This window comes from Lentzea sp. NPDC059081 (assembly GCF_042738015.1).
Classification (GTDB): domain Bacteria; phylum Actinomycetota; class Actinomycetes; order Mycobacteriales; family Pseudonocardiaceae; genus Lentzea.
Genome location: NZ_JBHYGW010000020.1, coordinates 36,789 through 53,636, shown reverse-complemented (window position 1 = coordinate 53,636; position 16,848 = coordinate 36,789). Strand labels below are relative to the sequence as shown.

Genomic DNA, 16,848 nt, shown 5'->3' with positions numbered 1-16,848 from the left:
AGGGGGGGGGGGGAGGGGGGGGGGGGGGGGGGGGGGGGGGGGGGGGGGGGGGGGGGGGGGAAGGGGGGGGGGGGGGGGGGGGGGGGGGGGGGGGGGGGGGTTTTTTTTTCCCTCCCTCTCCCCCAACCCCCCCCCCCCCCCGCGGCTCAGCCGTCGGTCGAGATGATCCGGTCGTCGGTCGACCCGGGCGAACCGTTGTCGTCCTGGTTCGACGTGCCGAACCACAACGTGCCGTCCGGCGCCGGGGCGACCGCACGGACGCGGCCGTAGCTGGTGAACACCGCCTGCGGCGTGCCCAGAGCAGTGCCGTTGACCGGGATCTTCCACACGCGCCTGCCGGTGACCGCGCCGACGTAGAGCGCGTTCTTGTACAACGCGATGCCGGTCGGCCCCGCCTGGCTGTTCTGCCACGTCACGACCGGGTTCGTCATGCCCGCGACGGAGCAGGTGCCCTCACAGGTCGGCCAGCCGTAGTTCTTGCCGGCCTCGATGAGGTTGACCTCGTCGGTCCGGTTGTTGCCGAACTCCGTGGCGTACGCGGTGTTCCCGATCCAGGTGATGCCCTGGACGTTGCGGTGGCCGATCGAGTAGACGACGCTGCCGGAGCGCGGGTTGCCGGCGGCGGGCTGACCGGCGGTGTCGAAGCGCAACACCTTGCCGCCCAACGAACTCCAGTTCTGCGCGTTGGCGGTGTTCTGGCCGTCGCCCGTGGTGGCCCACAGGTAGCCGTCCGGACCCCACTCCAGGCCGCCGCCGTTGTGGTAGCGGTTCTTGGGGATTCCGGTCACGATCGGCTGTGGCGTTCCGCCGAGCTGCAACTTGGCGACGCGGTTGTCGCTCGCCGTCGAGTAGTAGATGAAGACGGAGTTGTCGGAGGCGAACGTCTTCGACACGGCGAGACCGAGCAGGCCTCCCTCACCGCCGGTGGTCTGGGCCGCTTCGACCGTGTCCAGCTCGGTCACGGTCGTGCCGACGATCTTCTTGATCTTGCGGGTGTCGCGTTCGGTGAAGATGCCGCTGCCGTCCGGCAGGAACTCGATGTCCCACGGGATGTCGAGCCTCGTGGCGAGTGTCCGCTCGGCCAACGGCGACGGGTCGTCCTGCGCAGAGGCCGGTCCGACGACCAGGCCTGCGGCCACGGCAGTGCAGGCTGCCACGGCTGCGATACGACGAGCACGCATGTGCTCTCCTTCTGTCCGCTCGTGAGTTCCGGAGGTTCGGCGGCGGAGTTGCAGGGCGTGGTTACCCAATCACAGATCGGAGTAACCGGCAAAGGACATCCGATGTGTGTGGTCGAAAGACGAGAGATTTGTCCCCGTATTCGGAGCTGACCAGGACTTCTGCACCGATGACTTCGGTAAACCTTGTGTACGGTCTGGACCTCCGGCGTTCGGTGGTCCTACCGTGGGGATCCGCCGCCGCGCACCACGGAAGCGCCTCGGGCCCGTGCGGGCTCGCAGGCCGGACACCCGAGGAGTCGCGCATGAACGCTGCCGTCACCACCACCGAACCGAAGCTCCCCGAGGTCAAGCGCGAGTGGGTCAGGCCCGACTTCCGCGACTTCGACACTCCGATGGAGGTCACCGCGTACGCGGCCCGCAGCTGACGTCAGGCTTCGCGCCGGGGTTCCCGTCCGGGAGCCCCGGCCCTTCCCGGTCGACCGAGGAGCTCCATGTCTGTCGTCGCCCCCGCCGAGTTCGTGGACGAACTGCGCGCGCTCGCACCCCGGTACTGGGACGGCCATCCGTTCCACCTGCGCATGCACGCGGGCCGGCTGAGCAAGCACGAGCTGCAGGCGTGGGCCGCGAACCGCTGGTACTACCAGCGCTGCATCGCGCAGAAGGACGCCGCGATCCTCTCCAACTGCCCGCTGCCCGACATCCGCCGCCAGTGGCGTGAGCGGATCGTCTGGCACGACGGCACGCGGCCGGGCGAGGGTGGCGCCGAGAACTGGATCCGCCTCGCCGAGGCCGTCGGTCTGACCCGCGACGAGGTGCTCGACGAACGGCACGTGCTGCCCGGCGTGAGATTCGCCGTCGACGCCTACGTGAACTTCGCCCGCACGCAGCCGTGGGTCGTCGCGATCGCGTCCGGTCTCACGGAGATGTTCTCGGGTGCGTTGATGCGCAAGCGGTTGGCGGCGTTGCGGGAGCAGTACCCGTGGATCGCCGAGGAGGGCTTCGCGTACTTCACGAACCGCATCCAGGCGGTCGCCGGCGAAGGACAGGCCACTTTGGACATCGTGGTCGAGCATTCCGTTACGCGCGAACAACAGTTGGCTGCCATCGCTGCGTTGTCGTTCAAGTGCGACGTGCTGCGGGCCGTGCTGGACGCCGTCGACTACTACTCGGGCAAGCCGTGGAACTAGCCGCCGTGCCGCGCATCCGGCGTGGCGTGAAGTGCACCTACGACCAGACCCGGGCCGCGCACGTCGTGCTGTTCCCGGAGGGCGTGCTGGTGCTGAACGAGACCGCGGCCTCGGTCGTGGCGCTGTGCGACGGGGCCCGGTCCGTGGGCGACATCGCCGTCGCGCTGGCCGACGAGTACGACGGCGTCGAGCCTTCGGACGTCGCGTCGCTGGTGTCCCGGCTGGTCGAGCGGAGGGTGGTGGACGTGGATGGCTGAGGCGCCGTTCGGGCTGCTGGCGGAGCTGACGCACCGGTGCCCGTTGCAGTGCGGGTACTGCTCGAACCCCGTCGAGCTGGTGCGCAGGGACGCCGAACTGACGACCGGCGACTGGCTGCGCGTGTTCGACCAGGCCCGGTCGCTGGGCGTGTTGCAGATCCACCTGTCCGGCGGCGAACCGTTGCTGCGCAACGACCTGCCGGAGCTGGTCACGCACGCGAACGGCCTGGGCTGCTACGTCAACCTGGTCACGTCGGGCGTCGGCCTGTCGCGCGACCGGTTGGCGGACCTGGCTTCGCGCGGTGTCGACCACGTGCAGCTCTCCCTGCAGGACGCCACCCGCGCCGGCAACGACCGGATCGCGGGCATCAAGGCGTTCGACCGCAAGGTGGCGGCCGCGGCGTTCGTGCGCGACCTCGGCCTGCCGCTGACCGTCAATACGGTGCTGCACCGCCAGAACCTCGACGACGTCGCCGGGGTCATCGCGATGGCCGAGGAGATGGGCGCTGACCGCCTGGAGCTCGCCAACACCCAGTACTACGGCTGGGCGTTGCGCAACCGGTCCGCCCTGCTGCCGACCCGCGAGCAGCTCGCGCTGGCCGGCCCGGTCGTCCACGCCGCGCAGGAACGCCTGCGCGGGCGGATGGAGATCGTCTACGTCATCGCCGACTACCACGAGGCCCACCCGAAGCCGTGCATGTACGGGTGGGGCGCGCGGCAGCTGACGGTGGCGCCGAACGGCGACGTCCTGCCCTGCCCCGCCGCCACGGTGATCGACTCGCTGGAGATCGAGAACGTGCGCGGCTCGTCGCTGCACGACATCTGGCACGCGTCGCCGTCGTTCAACGCCTTCCGCGGGTTCGGGTGGATGAAGGAGCCCTGCCGTTCGTGTGCGCGCAAGGAGATCGACTTCGGTGGGTGCCGCTGCCAGGCGTTCCAGCTGACCGGTGACGCCGCGGCCACCGACCCGGTCTGCTCGCTGTCCCCTGAACGGTCCACTGTGGACGTGATCCTGGCGGCCGAGACGACGTCGGCCGCTCCGCTGGTGATGAGGAAGATGCGGTGAGGGCGGTCCTCCTCGGCACCACGGCAGGTGGTGGCTTCCCGCAGTGGAACTGCGCGTGTGCGTTGTGCGCCCGTGCCCGGTCCGGCTCGGTGCCGTCGCGGTCGCAGGACTGCCTCGCGATCACCGGCGACGGCACGGACTGGTGGCTGGTCAACGCCTCGCCCGACCTCCGCACCCAGATCGCGGGCTGCGCGCTGCTGAACCCCGGCCCCGGACCGCGCGACACCCCGATACGCGGCGCGTTGTTCACCGATGCCGAGCTCGACCACACGCTGGGGTTGCTGACGTTGCGCGGCGGTGCGGGACTGACGGTGTGGGCGCCCGGCGCCGTGCTGCACGCGTTGCGGGACCAGTTCGACCTGCGCACGGTGATCGACGGCTACGCACCCGTCGAATGGCGGCCGGCGGAGTCGTTCGAGATCGCCGGCCTACGCGTCGAGGTGGTCCCGATCAGCGACAAGCGGCCGAAGTACGCCCGGTCGTCCACCGCGGACGGCCCGTGGGTGGTGGCCTACCGCTTCACCGACCCGGTCACCGGCGGCGTGCTGGTCCACGCGCCCTGCCTGGCGTCGTGGCCGGACGGCTTCGACGAGGTCGTGGCCGACGCCGGCTGTCTGCTGCTCGACGGCACCTTCTACTCGGCGGCGGAGATGGGGGCGGCGACCGGCAGCGCGTCCGGTCAGGCGTCGATGGGTCACCTGCCGGTGGTGGAGAGCCTGCCGTTGCTGGAGCGTTTTCCTGCTGTCCGGCGCATCTACACGCACCTCAACAACACCAACCCGTTGCTCGACCCGTCGTCGCCGGAGTCGGCCTCGGTGCGCGCGGCGGGTGTCGAGGTGCCGTTGGACGGCACGGTGATCGAGCTGTAGATCGGCCACAATCGCCGGATGTCCTACGTGATCGGTGGCCGCCCGCTCGCCGACCGGCTGGTCGCCGAGATGCCGTCGTTCGTGCGCCGGGTGGTCGCGGCGCTGGTGGAACGAGTGCCGAGCTACGCGCAGCTGCCGGCGGAGGAGCTCGACGGCGACATCCACGGCGTCGTCGAGCACACGTTGCGGGCCTTCGCCTCCGTGCTGGCGTCGGGTGAGCTGCCCTCCTCCGAGGAGCTGCGGTTCCTGCGCGAGTCGGCGGCACGCCGAGCCGAGGAGGGCATGCCGATCGACGTGGTGCTGACGGCGTACCACGTGGGCATCCAGGTCGTGTGGGAGGCGCTGGTGCCCGAGGCTCGTCCCGAGGAGATCGCGGACGTGCTTGCGCTCAACGCCCTGGCACTGCGCTACCTGCAGCTCGTGACGCCGGTGGTGAGCGCGGGTTACCTGGACGAACGCCAGACGATGTTCGACGACGAACGCTCCGCGCGGGCCACGCTGCTGACCGGGCTGCTCGCGGGAACCGTTGAGGCGCAAGGACCTCTGGTCGTGCTGGCGCTGGACGTGCCACCGCATCCGGACGAGCTGCTCACGGGCGTGGACGCGTCCGTGGCGTCACGCCGGAAGCTGCGGCGGCTGCGGGCGGAGCTGGAACGGCACAGCCGCGAACCGGTGCTGTCGTCGCTGACCGCGGACGGCGGTCTCGCGTTGCTGCCGGGCGAGGACCTGCCGCTCGACCGGATCGTGGCCGACGTGGCGCGAGCGGCCGGTGTCCCGCTGACGGTGGCGGCGGTCGCGGCCCCTCCCTCCGGGGTCGCGGCCGCCGCTGTCCTGGCTCGCGAGGTCCTCGCCGTGGCGCTGCCGTCGGGTCCTGGGCTCTACCGGCTCACCGACGTGCTGCTGGAGTACCAGCTGTCCCGGCCGAGCGCGGCGGTGGAGCCGCTGGCCGCGATCGTCGCGCCGTTGACCGACGAGCTGGTGCAGACGCTCGAGGTCTACCTGCGCCGCGGGTCACGCCGGCCCGCGGCGTCAGAGCTGCACGTACACCCGAACACCGTCGACTACCGGCTGCGGCGCGTCGCGGAGCTGACCGGGCTGGACCCGACGCGGATCGAGCACGTCACGCTGCTGACTGCTGCCCTGGCCGCGCGGCGCGCGCGACCGTAGCGCCGAAAGCCGCCATGCCCGCGGCGTTGGGGTGCAACGGCGCCGCGATCGTCGTCGGGATCAGCCCCTCCAGGTACCGGTCCCCCGGCGCCGCGCACGTGTCGTGCCCGACGCTGACCGCCGCGAGGTCGACGTACGTCGCGCCGCGCTTGGTCGCCTCCGCCTGGGCCGTGGCGTTGAGCAGGGCGATCGAACCCTGCAGGTGGTCGGCGTCGCGCGACCAGATCGGCTGGACCGGGTGGCAGCCGCCAGGCCGGAGGTAGGTGCCGTAGCCGGTGACGAGGATCTTGGCCCGGGGTGCGCGCCGCTTGACCTCGTCGAGCGCGTTGCCGAACTCCGGTGCCCACTGGGCGATCCGCGCCGCGACCTGGCCGCCCAACCGGTCGGAGCAGGACAACCCGACGGGTTCCGGCAGGAGGTTGATGCAGCTCAGCGCGGTCTGCACGAGCTCGACGTCGTTGCCGCCGATCGTGATCGACACGAGGTCCGTGGTCGGCTTCAGCGCGTCGTACTGCGGTGCGACGAAGCCGAACTGGCGGCCGGCGAAGTCGTCCGTCGTCGCGCCGGAGCACGTGACGTCGGTGAGCCGCGCGTGGAGGATCTTCGCCGCGGCCCGCGGGTAGTTGTTGTCGCTGCTGCGCAGGCACCACAGCGCCGGGTCCTGGTTCAGGATCAGCGGTCCGGCCGCGGCCGAGTCGCCCAGCGCCACGTAGTCGAGCGTGTCCGCGTGTGCGGTGGTTGTTCCGGCGACCAACGTCGCCACGAGCGCCAGCCCGGCCGCGATTCGCATTCCGATCCTCCAACGTCGTTGTCAGGTCAGCTCATCGTGGTGGCTCTCGTCACCGGCGCGGGTAGGACGTTGCCCAGAGTCATCCGGTCGTGTTTGTGACCGATCACAATGTCCTCGTGACTCCCGGAGAACTCCTGTCGCTGGCGGCCAAGTCCTGCGTGGACGCCGCCGGGTTGCTGCGCTCGACACCGCTGGACGTCGCGCCGAAGGGCACGTTCGACCAGGTCAGCAACGTCGATCTGGCGGTCGAGGAGTTCCTGCGCGCCGCGCTGACCGCGGGTGCTCCGGGGTCGGCGGTCGTCGGCGAGGAGCTGGGAGCGTCGACGGCCCGCGTGACCTGGTACGTCGACCCGATCGACGGCACGCGGAACTTCGTGCGCGGCCTGCCGCTGTCGTGCCTCTCGGTGGCCGCGGCGGTGGAGGGTGAGCTGGTCGCGGGCTGCGTGCTCGACCCGTTCCGCGACGAGCTCTTCACGGGCGCCGTGGACGTGCCGTTCGAGGTCAGGTCGACCGGTCTGACGATCACGCCGGGGACGAGCCCGCGCCCGCTGGTGCTCACCGACATCCCGTTGCCCGGCAGCCCTTATCGCGGCGAGTTGGAGTTGCTGGCCTCGCTGCTGTCGGTGGCCGACGTCCGTCGCGTGTACTCCACGGCGCTCTCGCTCGCCTGGGTGGCGGCGGGCCGGGCCGACGCGGCCGCGAACCTGGGCGTCCACCCGTGGGACGTGGCGGCGGGCGCGGTGCTGGTCCGTTCCGCGGGCGGGTCCTTCACCGAGATCGGCGTGGACGGGTTCGTGGCGGGCCGGGGTGAGATCGTCGGCTGGCTTCGTGAGCGACTGGAGGGCATCGTCTCGTGATCGATCTCAACGGCAGGGTCGTGCTGGTCACCGGCGCGGGCGGTGGTCTGGGCGCGGGCATCGCGGTCCGTTTCGAAGCCGCGGGCGCTCTCGTCGTCCGCCATCGCGGCCGGGTGGACGGCGACCTGGTGTCGGACGCTCCACGCGTGGTCGCTGAGGCATTCAGCGCGCACGGCCGCTTGGACGCGGTCGTGAACAACGCGGGCGTGCAGCCCGTGGAACCGTTGCCCGGCATGACGGTCGAGCAGTGGCAGTCCGTTGTGGACACGAACCTGACGGCGCCCTTCGCCGTCACGCAGGCCGCCGTGGAGCACTTGCCCGCCGGCGGCTCGATCACGCACGTCGCGTCGATCGAGGGCACCCACCCGGCACCGGGCCACGCCCACTACGCCGCGTCGAAGGCGGCGCTGATCATGCACGCCCGCGCCGCCGCCCTGGAGTACGGACCGCTTGGCATCCGCGTGAACACGGTGTCGCCCGGCCTGATCGCACGGCCGGGCATCGAGGTGGACTGGCCGTCCGGCGTCGCGCGCTGGGAGGCCGCGGCGCCGTTGGGCCGGCTGGGTACGCCTGAAGACGTCGGCGACGCGTGCGTGTTCCTCGCCTCGGACCTGGCGCGGTGGATCACCGGCCACGACCTGGTGGTGGACGGCGGCGTGACGGCCCGCCCGACCTGGTAGCCCTGACCTGGTAGCCCTGACCTGGTGACTCAGCTGCGCCCGCCGTGCCGCAGCGCCTCCAGCGTCGAGCCGCGCCGCCGTCGCACGAGCTCGCGCAGGGTGCCGACGTTGCGGTAGCCGACCCGGCCGGCGATCGCCTCGGCGCTGAGCGTGGTGGTGCGCAACAGGTGCGTCGCCTCGTCGAGGCGGATGTCCTGGATGAAGTCGAGCGGCGACCGGCCCAGCACCGTCTGCGCGGTCCGTTGCAGGGTGCGCGTGCTGACGCCCAGCTCGCGCGCCGCGTGGGCCAGCGGAGGCGGGTCGGCCAGGTGCGTGCGCGCCCACCGTTCGAAGGCCGTCATCAGCGGGTCGGCCTGCGCCAGCTGGGTCGGCAGGGCGAACGCGGCCTGCGAGGGCCGGTCCCCGATCAGCAGGTACCGGGCGACCAGGTCGGCGAGGTCGGGGCTGCGCTGCTGCACGATCCACAAGGCCAGGTCGATGTGCGCGAACGCCGCCCCCGCCGTGGTCCGCTGCCCGTCGTTGACCAGCGTCCGCGAGTCCTCCAGCTCAACGGCCGGATACCGCTGCCGGAACGCGGGCCCGAGCCACCAGCTCGTGGTCGCCCGCCGCCCGTCGAGCGCACCGGCCTCGGCCAGGAAGAACGCCCCGCTGCACGCGGCGGCCAGCGCCGTCCCCCTCCCGGCCAGGTCCAGCACCCAGGCGTTGGCGGGATCGCGCACCGCCGCGACCACCTGCTCCGGCGCCCGCAGCCCCACCGCGGGCATGACGACGAGGTCCTCACCGGGTTCCAGCTCCGCCACCGGAACGGTCGCCAGCGCCAGCCCGTTGCCGGTCCGCACCTGCGTCCCGGCACCGACCACCGTCGCCGTGACGGGCGGCCCGTCGGCGCTCAGGGCGTTCGCGGCGCCGAGCACGTCCATGATCGCCGCAAGCCCCGAGTCGAACGTGCCGTCCACGACGGCCAACGCCACACGCATGTCGCAAACGGTACTGGAATCGTCGTTTACGCCACTCCTCCTGGGCTCGCCGGCCTCATAACTTGATCTCCAAGCCCCATCTCACAAGGGAGATCACGTCATGACGCTCGGACTCGGAGTGCTGGCCCTGCTGACCGCCGAGAAGGGCAAGGAGGCGGACCTGGCCGCGTTCCTGGACATCGGCCACGCCGTCGTGGAGGACGAGCCCGGCACCAAGGTCTGGTACGCCTTCCGGCTCGACGACTCGACCTTCGGCATCTTCGACGCCTTCGAGGACGAGGAGGCCCGCCAGGCGCACCTCACCGGCAAGATCCCGGCCGCCCTCGCCGAGGTCGGTCCCGAGCTCCTGGCGACCGCTCCGGACATCCGCGAGGTAGAGGTGCTGGCGTTCAAGCACCCGGCCTGAACGAGGCCCGGTGACCTTGCCCACAAGGGGCCCGAGAGGCGGTCGTTCGGCCCGGTTTCGAGCCGCGGAGGTCGGCACCACTGCGGCACGAACGGCCGTGGAGGACCACGCCCGCGGCGAGCGTCACCGGTAGTTACAAGATCATCCCCTGACCGGGTCGCGCCTGGTCAGGGGGTGAATCCATGTGATGAAACGGAGTACCCCCGACGGGATTCGAACCCGTACTGTGATCCTTTTAAGGGACCTGCCTCTACCGATTGGGCTACGGGGGCGCGGTGAGCCTAGGCCTTGATCGTCGGCTTGTGTGAGCGGATGGTCGTTTCTCGCCCGAGCGGCCCAGTGAATTGGACTAGAGCGAGCATCCCGCTAAGCATCGAACGGACCCGAACATCAGCGCGTCCTCCCCGCTCCGAGCAGCTCCTTGAAGCGCAGCGCCACCCAGTCGTGCACGGCCGTGGAGACCGCGGTGTCGCCCGCGCGGTGCTCGAACCAGCGCCAGTCGCAGTTCACGTTGATCTCCAGGAACACGTGCTCGGAGCCGGTCACGAGCAGGTCGAACGCCGCCACCTGCACGCGCCAGTGCCGGGTCAGGGCCAGCAGTCTGTCCGAGAGGGAGGCCGGGACCGAGGTGGGCGTGACGCGCACGGCGTCGGGGTCCACCCAGAGTTGTGCGGGATCGAGCTTGTCCACCTGATAGGCGATGCACTGCTCGCCCACCACGAACACGCGCAGCTCCGTGTCGGACGGGACGTACTCCTGCACGATCACCGGCGCGGGTTCGGGGGCGTCGGAGGCGCGGGAGGTCTCCAGGGGTCGCGGGAAGAGGCCGTGCTGGACGCCGGGACGTGGTTCCAGCAGGTGACGGCCGGCGGTTTTCACGATGCAGCGGCCGCCGCCCGGCCGGGTGCGGCCTGGGCGGGTCGTCACGGCGGTGCGCGGGATCCTCAACCCGAACGCGGCGGCGTCGGAGAGCTGGGTGAGGCGGTCCAGGTGCGTCGAGAAGCGCGACGGGTTCACGTGCGCCCAGTCGGAGCGCGAGGACAGCCAGTTGGCGACTGAGGCCCACTGGTCGACGGCGTAGGCGCCGGCCAGGGTTCCCGGTTCGACGGGGACGGCCGAGAGCTCGAAGTGGCGGCGCCAGACCAGGAGGGGGCGCAGGAGCCAGCGGTCGAGCTCGATCAGCGGCTGGTCCGTGTAGACGGACAGCGGGATGTCGATGCAGCGGTCGGCGTCGATGCGGGCCATCCGGATGCCGCGTTCGGCCAGTGCGATGGAGAGCTCGTTCATCTCCATGTCGGCCGCGCGGGCCAGGACGAGCACGCAGGGTTGCGGGTTGCCGTCGCCCTCGTCGACCATGCCGAGCCGGTGGACCTGCTCCTGGAAGTCCAGGCACTTGGGAGGAGAGCGGAAGAGGTAGTCCTGCCCCTGCAGCAGCAGAGGTCTTGCAGCCTCGGACGGGGCACCCGGCACCCGCCCGTCAGCTGACCTGCTCAATCGTCCTTCTTGCTGCGGAAACTCTGCCCCGCCTGCGCGTACTCCGTGGCGTACTGCGCCAACGCGGGGTCCTCGATCTCACCGCGACGAAGCTGTGCGGCCAGCTCCTCGAGAGACATCGGGATCACCTCTCTCCCCACATGGCAAATCACGCATTCAGGTGATGCACCAGCCGTAGTCTCGATAACACGTAACGCAATGTCAAGGCAGCCCCCGCAGCTTACGCCGATTGGGGGCTCAAGTTCCGCCCTCAGAGCAAAGAAGTGCCCCGAATGATGTCTCATTCGGGGCACTCCGTTACTCACAGAGAGTGAGGTCGGGCGTCACGAGCAGGAGCCGTCAGGACTGCACCGCGCGGTCGAAGTCCGACTTCGGGTCGTTGATCTGGCCGAGCGCCACGACCTCGCGGCCGTAGAACAGCGCCTGCGTCCAGTCCATCAGCACGCGCAGCTTGCGGTTCACGGTCGGCATGAACGCCACGTGGTAGCTGCGGTGCATGAACCACGCCGGCACGCCCTTGAAGCGCAGGCCGAACACGTCCGCGACGCCCTTGTAGAGGCCGAGGCCCGCGACCGAGCCGAGGTACTTGTGGAAGTAGTCCTTCGGCTTCTGGCCGCGCAGCGACGCGACGATGTTCTTGGACAGCAGCTTCGACTGGCGGATGGCGTGCTGCGCGTTCGGCACGCACGTCGCCGTCGGGTCCTCGTCGGTGCGCGAGAGGTCCGGCACCGCGGAGCAGTCACCGGCGGCCCACACGCCGTCGAGGCCCTGGACCTGCATGGCGGCGGTGCACCGGACGCGGCCGCGCTCGTCGAGCGGGAGGTCCGTGTTGCGCAGCACCGGGTTCGCCTTCATGCCGGCGGTCCAGATGATCGTGTCGGAGTCGAACTCGGTGCCGTCGTCGAGGATGACGTGGCCACCCTCAAGCGACTTCACGCGGGTGTCGAGGTAGATCTTGATGCCGCGCTTCTCCAACGCCTCGACGGTCCACGCGCCGAGCTTGGCGGAGACCTCGGGCATGATCCGGCCCATCGCCTCGACCAGGACCCAGTTCATCTCCTCGGGCTTGATGCCCTCGTAGTACTTGAGCGCATACCGCGTCATGTCCTCGAGCTCGGCGAGCGTCTCGATGCCCGCGAAGCCACCACCGATCACGACGAAGCTGAGCAGCTTCTTGCGCAGGTCCGCGTTGTTGGTGCTGGCGGCCTGGTCCAGGCGCGAGAGCACGTGGTTGCGGACGTAGATCGCCTCGCCGATCGTCTTCATGCCGATGCCGACCTCGGCCAGGCCGGGGATCGGGAGCGTGCGGGAGATCGCACCCAGCGCGGAGACGAGCACGTCGTACTCGATCTCCTCGACGTGGCCGTCCGACAGCTCGGCGGTCACGATCTTGCGCGCGTGCTCGATCTTGGTGACGCGGCCGGTGACGACGTGGCAGCGCTTGAGCACCTTGCGCAGGGGGGCGACGACGTGGCGCGGCTCGATGGAGCCGGCCGCCGCCTCGGGCAGGAAGGGCTGGTAGGTCATGTGCGGCTGCGGGTCGATTACCGTGACGGAGGCTTCACCGGAACGCAGTTTCTTCTGCAGTCCGAGAGCCGTGTACATCCCGACGTACCCACCGCCGACAATGACGATTCGTGTGGGTTGCGACTTCACAGCAGCCATACACACATGGTCGCACCACGACCCCATTTTTCGCGCGTCCGAAGGGGCTGTTGTGACTACCGTCGCCAGGTGATGCGGGACACGATCGGGGCTGACCTGCGACTTGAGCGGAAGTTGAGGCGTTCTCCCTGAGAGGACCGATTCAGATCCTCAGCGCGACGACCCCGATGAGGGCCGTCAGAGCCCCCAGTCCGAGGAGCTCCACGAGCCCGATCTCCGCACCCGACGGGATGAACGCGGCGAAGCCCGCAACGCCAAAAGTGATCATCTGGACAATGGCGAACCGGCGGGCCGGTGCTTTCAGCGCGGCGAGCTCGATCTTCGTTTTCACCGGAACGACCGCGGCGAGTGCGGACGTCGTGTGAATGAGATGTAACGCGGGGATCATCAACAGAACACCGAGCCTCAACGGGTGCCCTTCACCGAACGCCATCGCGAGCGCCGCGTACCCGATCAGCAACGCCGCTCCGGCGCTTCCGGGCATCAGCGCGGTGACGACCGTGAGCGCCGCGACGATGACCAACGGCGCGATCGAGTCGGCCTCGGAGTGCAGGATCAGCGCCACGGGCAGGGCGGCGAGCACGATCGCGAGTCGCATCAGCATTCGTTCGTCACCCGCACCCCGTTCTCGGTCATCCGCCGCAGCCTCAGCCGGTGCTCCGCGGCGATCATCTCCGCCGCCACCTCGCCCCAGGCCGCCTCCGGATCGGGCACCAGCGGCAGCGGAAGCGTGTTGACCGCCAGGACCACGTGCCCGTGCCTGCGCGTCTGCACGGCCAGCTCGGCGATCTCGTCGTCCAGGAACGGCGACAGCAGCACGACGACGCTCCCGTGCGGCAGCTTGCGCAACGCCACCCGTGACGCCCACCCGGCGGCCTGCACGCACACGACCAGCTGCGTGCGGATCCGCATCAGGTGCCGTCGCCCCACGCCGGAGCGGACGTTGAGCTGCGGCCGGCCGAGGTCCATCAACGCCACCCGGTCGCCCTGCCGCAGGTAGCCGGCGGCCATCGATGCCGCCCGGCGCACCGCGCGGTCCAGGCTGCCGTCCGGACGCGTCGAGGAGCCGTGGTGCGGTGACGACCAGTCCCCCACGGCCGGGCCGACGTCCACGCGCGTGTCGAGGGCGAGCACGACCTCCGCGTCGGCCTCGGCGTGCCGTTCGCGGACGTGGACGGTGCCGGTGCGGGTGGTGACGCGCCAGTCGATGCGCTTGAGCCGGTCGCCCGGCTGGAACGCCCTGATGTCGCGCAGCTCCGTCGAGTCGCCCGCCCGCGGCGACCGGTGGATGCCGACCAGACCGGCTGGCCGCGGCGGCAACGGGCCCGCCGGGTGGTGCTCGACCGGCGGCAGGATCGTGCGGACGTGCTCGGTGCCGACGATCGGCCCGTAGACGTGCATGCCGTCCGGTCCGGCGAAGAGGTGGTCGAGGCGCAGGTCGACGCCGGGCCCCCACGCGTCGCGCCGGATCTCCACGGGCAGGTCGGGCGAGTGCGCGGGGACGGCTTTGACCCCGCCGGGCAGTTTGATCACCGCGATCTCGGCGTCCGCGCCGTCGACGTGCGCGACGGTGTGCACGACGCCGGCTCCCGCGCCGCGCGGCACCGGGCGGACGCTGACCGTCGGCGTGCCCTTGGGCTTGTGGCTGAGCAGCACGGACAGCACCAGTGGCACGCCGAACAGCACCATCTCCACCTGGTGCAGGAACAACCCGGCGAGAACGAGGCCGACGCCGAGCCAGACCGCGCGCGAGTAGGCGTCGGTCGGGTGCCAGTGCGCGCCGTGCGACCGGGTGAAGGCCTCTCTGATCTTGTCCGCGCGGCTCATGCGCTGGGCGGGCCCGGAACCTTGCCGAGCAGCTCGGTGACGACCTGCACGCCGGTGACGCCGGACGTCCACGTCTCCGGCTTCATCACGAGCCGGTGTGCCAGTGCGGCGACCGCGCACTCCTTGACGTCGTCGGGCGTCACGTACGCGCGTCCGTCCAAAGTGGCCAGTGCGCGAGCGACGAGGACCAGTGCCTGCGCGCCGCGTGGTGACGCACCGACCTCGACGGACTGGTGCCTGCGCGTCGCGACGGCCAGATCCACGCAGTACCGCAGGAGATCGTCGTCCACAGTGGTCTGTTCGAGCTCGGCCTGCAGCTCGGCGAGGCGCCCCTGCGCGAGCACCGGCGGCACCTCGGCCTCCTCGCGCCGCCGGGCGATCCGGCGGCGGAGCACCTCGACCTCCTCCTCGGCGGGCGGGTAGCCGATGTCGAGCCGCACCAGGAACCGGTCGAGCTGCGCCTCCGGCAACGGGTAGGTGCCCTCGTACTCGACGGGGTTCGAGGTCGCCAGCACGTGGAACGGCCGCGGCAGCGGGAACGTGCGCCCCTCGACCGTGACCTGGCGTTCCTGCATCGCCTCCAGCAGCGCCGACTGCGTCTTGGGCGGCGTGCGGTTGATCTCGTCGGCCAGCAGCAGTCCGGTGAACACGGGCCCCTGGTGGAACTCGAACTCGCGGCTGCCGGGGTCGTAGAGGAACGAGCCGGTGACGTCCGCGGGCAGCAGGTCCGGCGTGCACTGCAGGCGCCGGAACTCGAGGCTCAACGCCTGCGCGAGCGACCGCGCGATCAACGTCTTGCCGAGCCCCGGCACGTCCTCCAGCAGCACGTGCCCGCCGGCCAGCACGGCCGCGAGCGCGAGCCGCACCGTCCGCGTGCGCCCGACGACGACCTCGCCGATCTCGTCGAGAACGGCCTTGGCCTCCAGTTCGATGCTCACTCGACCCTCCTGAGCCGTTCCGCGAGTTCCTCCGGACCAGGCATCTCGGATGCGTCGATCCCCAGTCGTGCGAGCCGGCCGCGGAACCGCTCCTGGTAGCGCCGCGGGCTCTCCGCCGCCTCCTGCAGCCGGCTCGCGAGCGTGCTGGCGTGCGCGGTGCTGATGGAGCCGGGCGGCGGCGGTGCCGAGCTCCAGATGATGTCCGTGGCCCGCGGCAACCGCCCGACCAGCAGGGCGAACGCGGTGGGCGGCACCGCCAGCGCCGCGGCCCACGCCGGTGGGGCGCCGAGCCACCAGACCGCCACGCCGATGACGGTTCCGACCACCAGCGCCAGCACCGTCTTCATGCGAGCTCCCGGATGATGCGGCCGAGTTCCTGTTGTGCCTCTTCCGCTTGCGCGGGCGTGACGTCCTCGTGCCCGAACCGCGCGCGTTGGTACAGGTCCTTGAGGGTGGTGGCGTCGACGCCGAGCCCGTTCGTGAACTCGGTGGGCGTCTGGTGCGGCTTGCGCGGCTCGGTCTCTTCGAGCGCGAGCCAGGCGGCGATGACGGAGTCGCGCGGCGGCCGTTGCGGATGCGCGGTGAACTCCTGCAAGGCCTTCTCGACGCGCTGGACGACCGGCGCCCGTTCGACCTCGTGGTCGGTGATCTCGATGCCGCGAGAGCCGCGGCGCCGCCGCCAGCGGGGCAGCTCGATCGCCAGAACGATGCCGACCAGTCCGAACAGGACGAGCCCGACGAGGATCAGCAGGAACACCGTGAACGGCACGGCGACCACGTCCGGCAGGTCCTGCGGCAGCGTGAGGTCGAGGCCCGGTTCGCGGTTCTGCGGTGGCGGCTGGTCGTCGAGGCGGTTGACGAGGGTGATCGGGGACGCGCCGCTGGCCGCGACGACGACGATCAGCAACGCCGCCACCGCCGCTCCCGCGCGCCACCACTTCATGCCGTGCAGCCTTACACGGTTCGGGGCGGACGGAATGATCCTTTGGCGAACTCGCGGGTGTCGCTAGTCGAACCGGTCGGCCGGCACCAGCCCGTCGAGGAACGTCCGCAGGTCAGGCGCCAACGGCAGCTCCGACTCGGCGTCCGCGTCCAGCCACACCACCGAGGGCTCGCCGTCCGGCCCGCACTCCCGGTAGTCCAGCGCGACCCACGTGTGCCCGTCCCCGCAGAGCAGCACGACCGGCGACGGCAGGTCCCACTCCCCGACCAGGTACGGCGTGTCGAGCAACGTCAGGGCGCCGCCCTCCGGCCCGATCCCCATCAGCGAGTCGAACGGCACGTGGTCGGACGCCCACGAGGTCGCCGAGGTGACGGGGAACGCCGTGCGCGAGTCCACCACCGTGCCGCCGTTCTGCACGCGCAGCAGCTCCAGCAGGGCCTCGGGAAGCCGCACGCCGAGCACCTTCTCGGCGTCGCGGACGGCGTCCGGGGTGAGCGGCGGCTGCACGCCGTGCGTGCCGGTGTCCCAGAACTCCACGGCGCGC

General features: G+C 70.8%; 21 protein-coding genes and 1 tRNA gene. 9 read left to right on the top strand and 13 right to left on the bottom strand.

What is annotated here, in order from left to right; genetic code table 11:
- Positions 1–146: 146 nt before the first annotated feature.
- The gene (locus tag ACFWV3_RS33105) at positions 147–1,181 is read right to left on the bottom strand and encodes a PQQ-dependent sugar dehydrogenase (protein ID WP_382417119.1); all 1,035 of its coding nucleotides are present in this window, start codon (positions 1,179–1,181) and stop codon (positions 147–149) included.
- A gap of 302 nt (positions 1,182–1,483) precedes the next feature.
- On the opposite strand from ACFWV3_RS33105, the gene pqqA reads away from it, so the two are divergent.
- The 6 genes from pqqA (at position 1,484) to ACFWV3_RS33075 (ending at position 5,727) form a co-directional block, all read left to right on the top strand.
- Positions 1,484–1,606 (top strand): pyrroloquinoline quinone precursor peptide PqqA, encoded by a 123-nt coding sequence (gene pqqA, locus ACFWV3_RS33100; RefSeq protein WP_382417117.1) that lies wholly within the window; start codon positions 1,484–1,486, stop codon positions 1,604–1,606.
- 66 nt (positions 1,607–1,672) lie between these two features.
- Entirely contained in the window at positions 1,673–2,368 is a 696-nt protein-coding gene (gene pqqC / locus ACFWV3_RS33095) for a pyrroloquinoline-quinone synthase PqqC (protein WP_382417115.1), read from the top strand.
- Positions 2,359–2,625 (top strand): pyrroloquinoline quinone biosynthesis peptide chaperone PqqD, encoded by a 267-nt coding sequence (pqqD, locus tag ACFWV3_RS33090; protein ID WP_382417113.1) that lies wholly within the window; start codon positions 2,359–2,361, stop codon positions 2,623–2,625. The genes pqqC and pqqD overlap by 10 nt, the downstream gene beginning before the upstream one ends.
- Positions 2,618–3,691: a pyrroloquinoline quinone biosynthesis protein PqqE gene (gene pqqE, locus ACFWV3_RS33085; RefSeq protein WP_382417111.1), complete on the top strand. Its 1,074-nt coding sequence runs from the start codon at positions 2,618–2,620 to the stop codon at positions 3,689–3,691. The genes pqqD and pqqE overlap by 8 nt, the downstream gene beginning before the upstream one ends.
- Positions 3,688–4,560: a pyrroloquinoline quinone biosynthesis protein PqqB gene (gene pqqB, locus ACFWV3_RS33080; RefSeq protein WP_382417109.1), complete on the top strand. Its 873-nt coding sequence runs from the start codon at positions 3,688–3,690 to the stop codon at positions 4,558–4,560. The genes pqqE and pqqB overlap by 4 nt, the downstream gene beginning before the upstream one ends.
- A gap of 18 nt (positions 4,561–4,578) precedes the next feature.
- Positions 4,579–5,727, top strand: a complete 1,149-nt coding sequence (locus tag ACFWV3_RS33075) for a PucR family transcriptional regulator (protein ID WP_382417107.1) — start codon at positions 4,579–4,581, stop codon at positions 5,725–5,727.
- Here the strand turns inward: ACFWV3_RS33075 and ACFWV3_RS33070 are convergent.
- Positions 5,681–6,517 (bottom strand): SGNH/GDSL hydrolase family protein, encoded by an 837-nt coding sequence (locus tag ACFWV3_RS33070; protein ID WP_382417105.1) that lies wholly within the window; start codon positions 6,515–6,517, stop codon positions 5,681–5,683. The genes ACFWV3_RS33075 and ACFWV3_RS33070 overlap by 47 nt on opposite strands.
- Before the next feature lie 116 nt (positions 6,518–6,633).
- On the opposite strand from ACFWV3_RS33070, the gene ACFWV3_RS33065 reads away from it, so the two are divergent.
- Entirely contained in the window at positions 6,634–7,374 is a 741-nt protein-coding gene (locus tag ACFWV3_RS33065; RefSeq protein ID WP_382417103.1) for an inositol monophosphatase family protein, read from the top strand.
- On the top strand, positions 7,371–8,054 hold the full coding sequence (locus tag ACFWV3_RS33060) for an SDR family NAD(P)-dependent oxidoreductase (protein ID WP_382417101.1): 684 nt from the start codon (positions 7,371–7,373) through the stop codon (positions 8,052–8,054). The genes ACFWV3_RS33065 and ACFWV3_RS33060 overlap by 4 nt, the downstream gene beginning before the upstream one ends.
- 29 nt (positions 8,055–8,083) lie before the next feature.
- Here ACFWV3_RS33060 and ACFWV3_RS33055 read toward each other — a convergent pair whose 3' ends face one another.
- A complete protein-coding gene (locus tag ACFWV3_RS33055) occupies positions 8,084–9,031 on the bottom strand; it encodes a GlxA family transcriptional regulator (protein ID WP_382417099.1) in 948 nt (315 codons plus the stop codon).
- Between the two features lie 100 nt (positions 9,032–9,131).
- Between ACFWV3_RS33055 and ACFWV3_RS33050 the strand changes: the two genes are divergently transcribed.
- A complete protein-coding gene (locus ACFWV3_RS33050) occupies positions 9,132–9,437 on the top strand; it encodes a putative quinol monooxygenase (RefSeq protein ID WP_382417098.1) in 306 nt (101 codons plus the stop codon).
- A gap of 198 nt (positions 9,438–9,635) precedes the next feature.
- On the opposite strand, the gene ACFWV3_RS33045 is transcribed toward ACFWV3_RS33050, so the two are convergent.
- The 10 genes from ACFWV3_RS33045 to ACFWV3_RS33000 all read right to left on the bottom strand — a co-directional run bounded on the left by ACFWV3_RS33045 (position 9,636) and on the right by ACFWV3_RS33000 (position 16,841).
- Positions 9,636–9,709: transfer RNA gene (locus ACFWV3_RS33045), tRNA-Leu, on the bottom strand.
- Positions 9,710–9,827: 118 nt separating this feature from the next.
- The gene (locus tag ACFWV3_RS33040; protein WP_382417097.1) at positions 9,828–10,931 is read right to left on the bottom strand and encodes a RimK family alpha-L-glutamate ligase; all 1,104 of its coding nucleotides are present in this window, start codon (positions 10,929–10,931) and stop codon (positions 9,828–9,830) included.
- Positions 10,928–11,050, bottom strand: a complete 123-nt coding sequence (locus ACFWV3_RS33035) for a hypothetical protein (protein WP_382417096.1) — start codon at positions 11,048–11,050, stop codon at positions 10,928–10,930. The genes ACFWV3_RS33040 and ACFWV3_RS33035 overlap by 4 nt, the downstream gene beginning before the upstream one ends.
- A 220-nt stretch (positions 11,051–11,270) precedes the next feature.
- Positions 11,271–12,596, bottom strand: a complete 1,326-nt coding sequence (locus ACFWV3_RS33030) for an NAD(P)/FAD-dependent oxidoreductase (RefSeq protein WP_382417094.1) — start codon at positions 12,594–12,596, stop codon at positions 11,271–11,273.
- A gap of 142 nt (positions 12,597–12,738) precedes the next feature.
- Positions 12,739–13,194 (bottom strand): hypothetical protein, encoded by a 456-nt coding sequence (locus tag ACFWV3_RS33025; RefSeq protein WP_382417092.1) that lies wholly within the window; start codon positions 13,192–13,194, stop codon positions 12,739–12,741.
- Complete coding sequence (locus tag ACFWV3_RS33020) at positions 13,194–14,423, bottom strand: DUF58 domain-containing protein (RefSeq protein WP_382417090.1); 1,230 nt, start codon at positions 14,421–14,423, stop codon at positions 13,194–13,196. The genes ACFWV3_RS33025 and ACFWV3_RS33020 overlap by 1 nt, the downstream gene beginning before the upstream one ends.
- Positions 14,420–15,361, bottom strand: coding sequence for an AAA family ATPase (locus ACFWV3_RS33015; protein WP_382417088.1), 942 nt, complete (start codon positions 15,359–15,361; stop codon positions 14,420–14,422). Before ACFWV3_RS33015 ends, ACFWV3_RS33020 begins: the two co-directional genes overlap by 4 nt.
- Entirely contained in the window at positions 15,358–15,708 is a 351-nt protein-coding gene (locus tag ACFWV3_RS33010) for a hypothetical protein (protein ID WP_382417086.1), read from the bottom strand. Before ACFWV3_RS33010 ends, ACFWV3_RS33015 begins: the two co-directional genes overlap by 4 nt.
- Positions 15,705–16,304, bottom strand: coding sequence for a DUF4129 domain-containing protein (locus tag ACFWV3_RS33005; protein WP_382417084.1), 600 nt, complete (start codon positions 16,302–16,304; stop codon positions 15,705–15,707). The genes ACFWV3_RS33010 and ACFWV3_RS33005 overlap by 4 nt, the downstream gene beginning before the upstream one ends.
- A 63-nt stretch (positions 16,305–16,367) precedes the next feature.
- Positions 16,368–16,841: an SMI1/KNR4 family protein gene (locus ACFWV3_RS33000; RefSeq protein WP_382417082.1), complete on the bottom strand. Its 474-nt coding sequence runs from the start codon at positions 16,839–16,841 to the stop codon at positions 16,368–16,370.
- Positions 16,842–16,848: the final 7 nt, after the last annotated feature.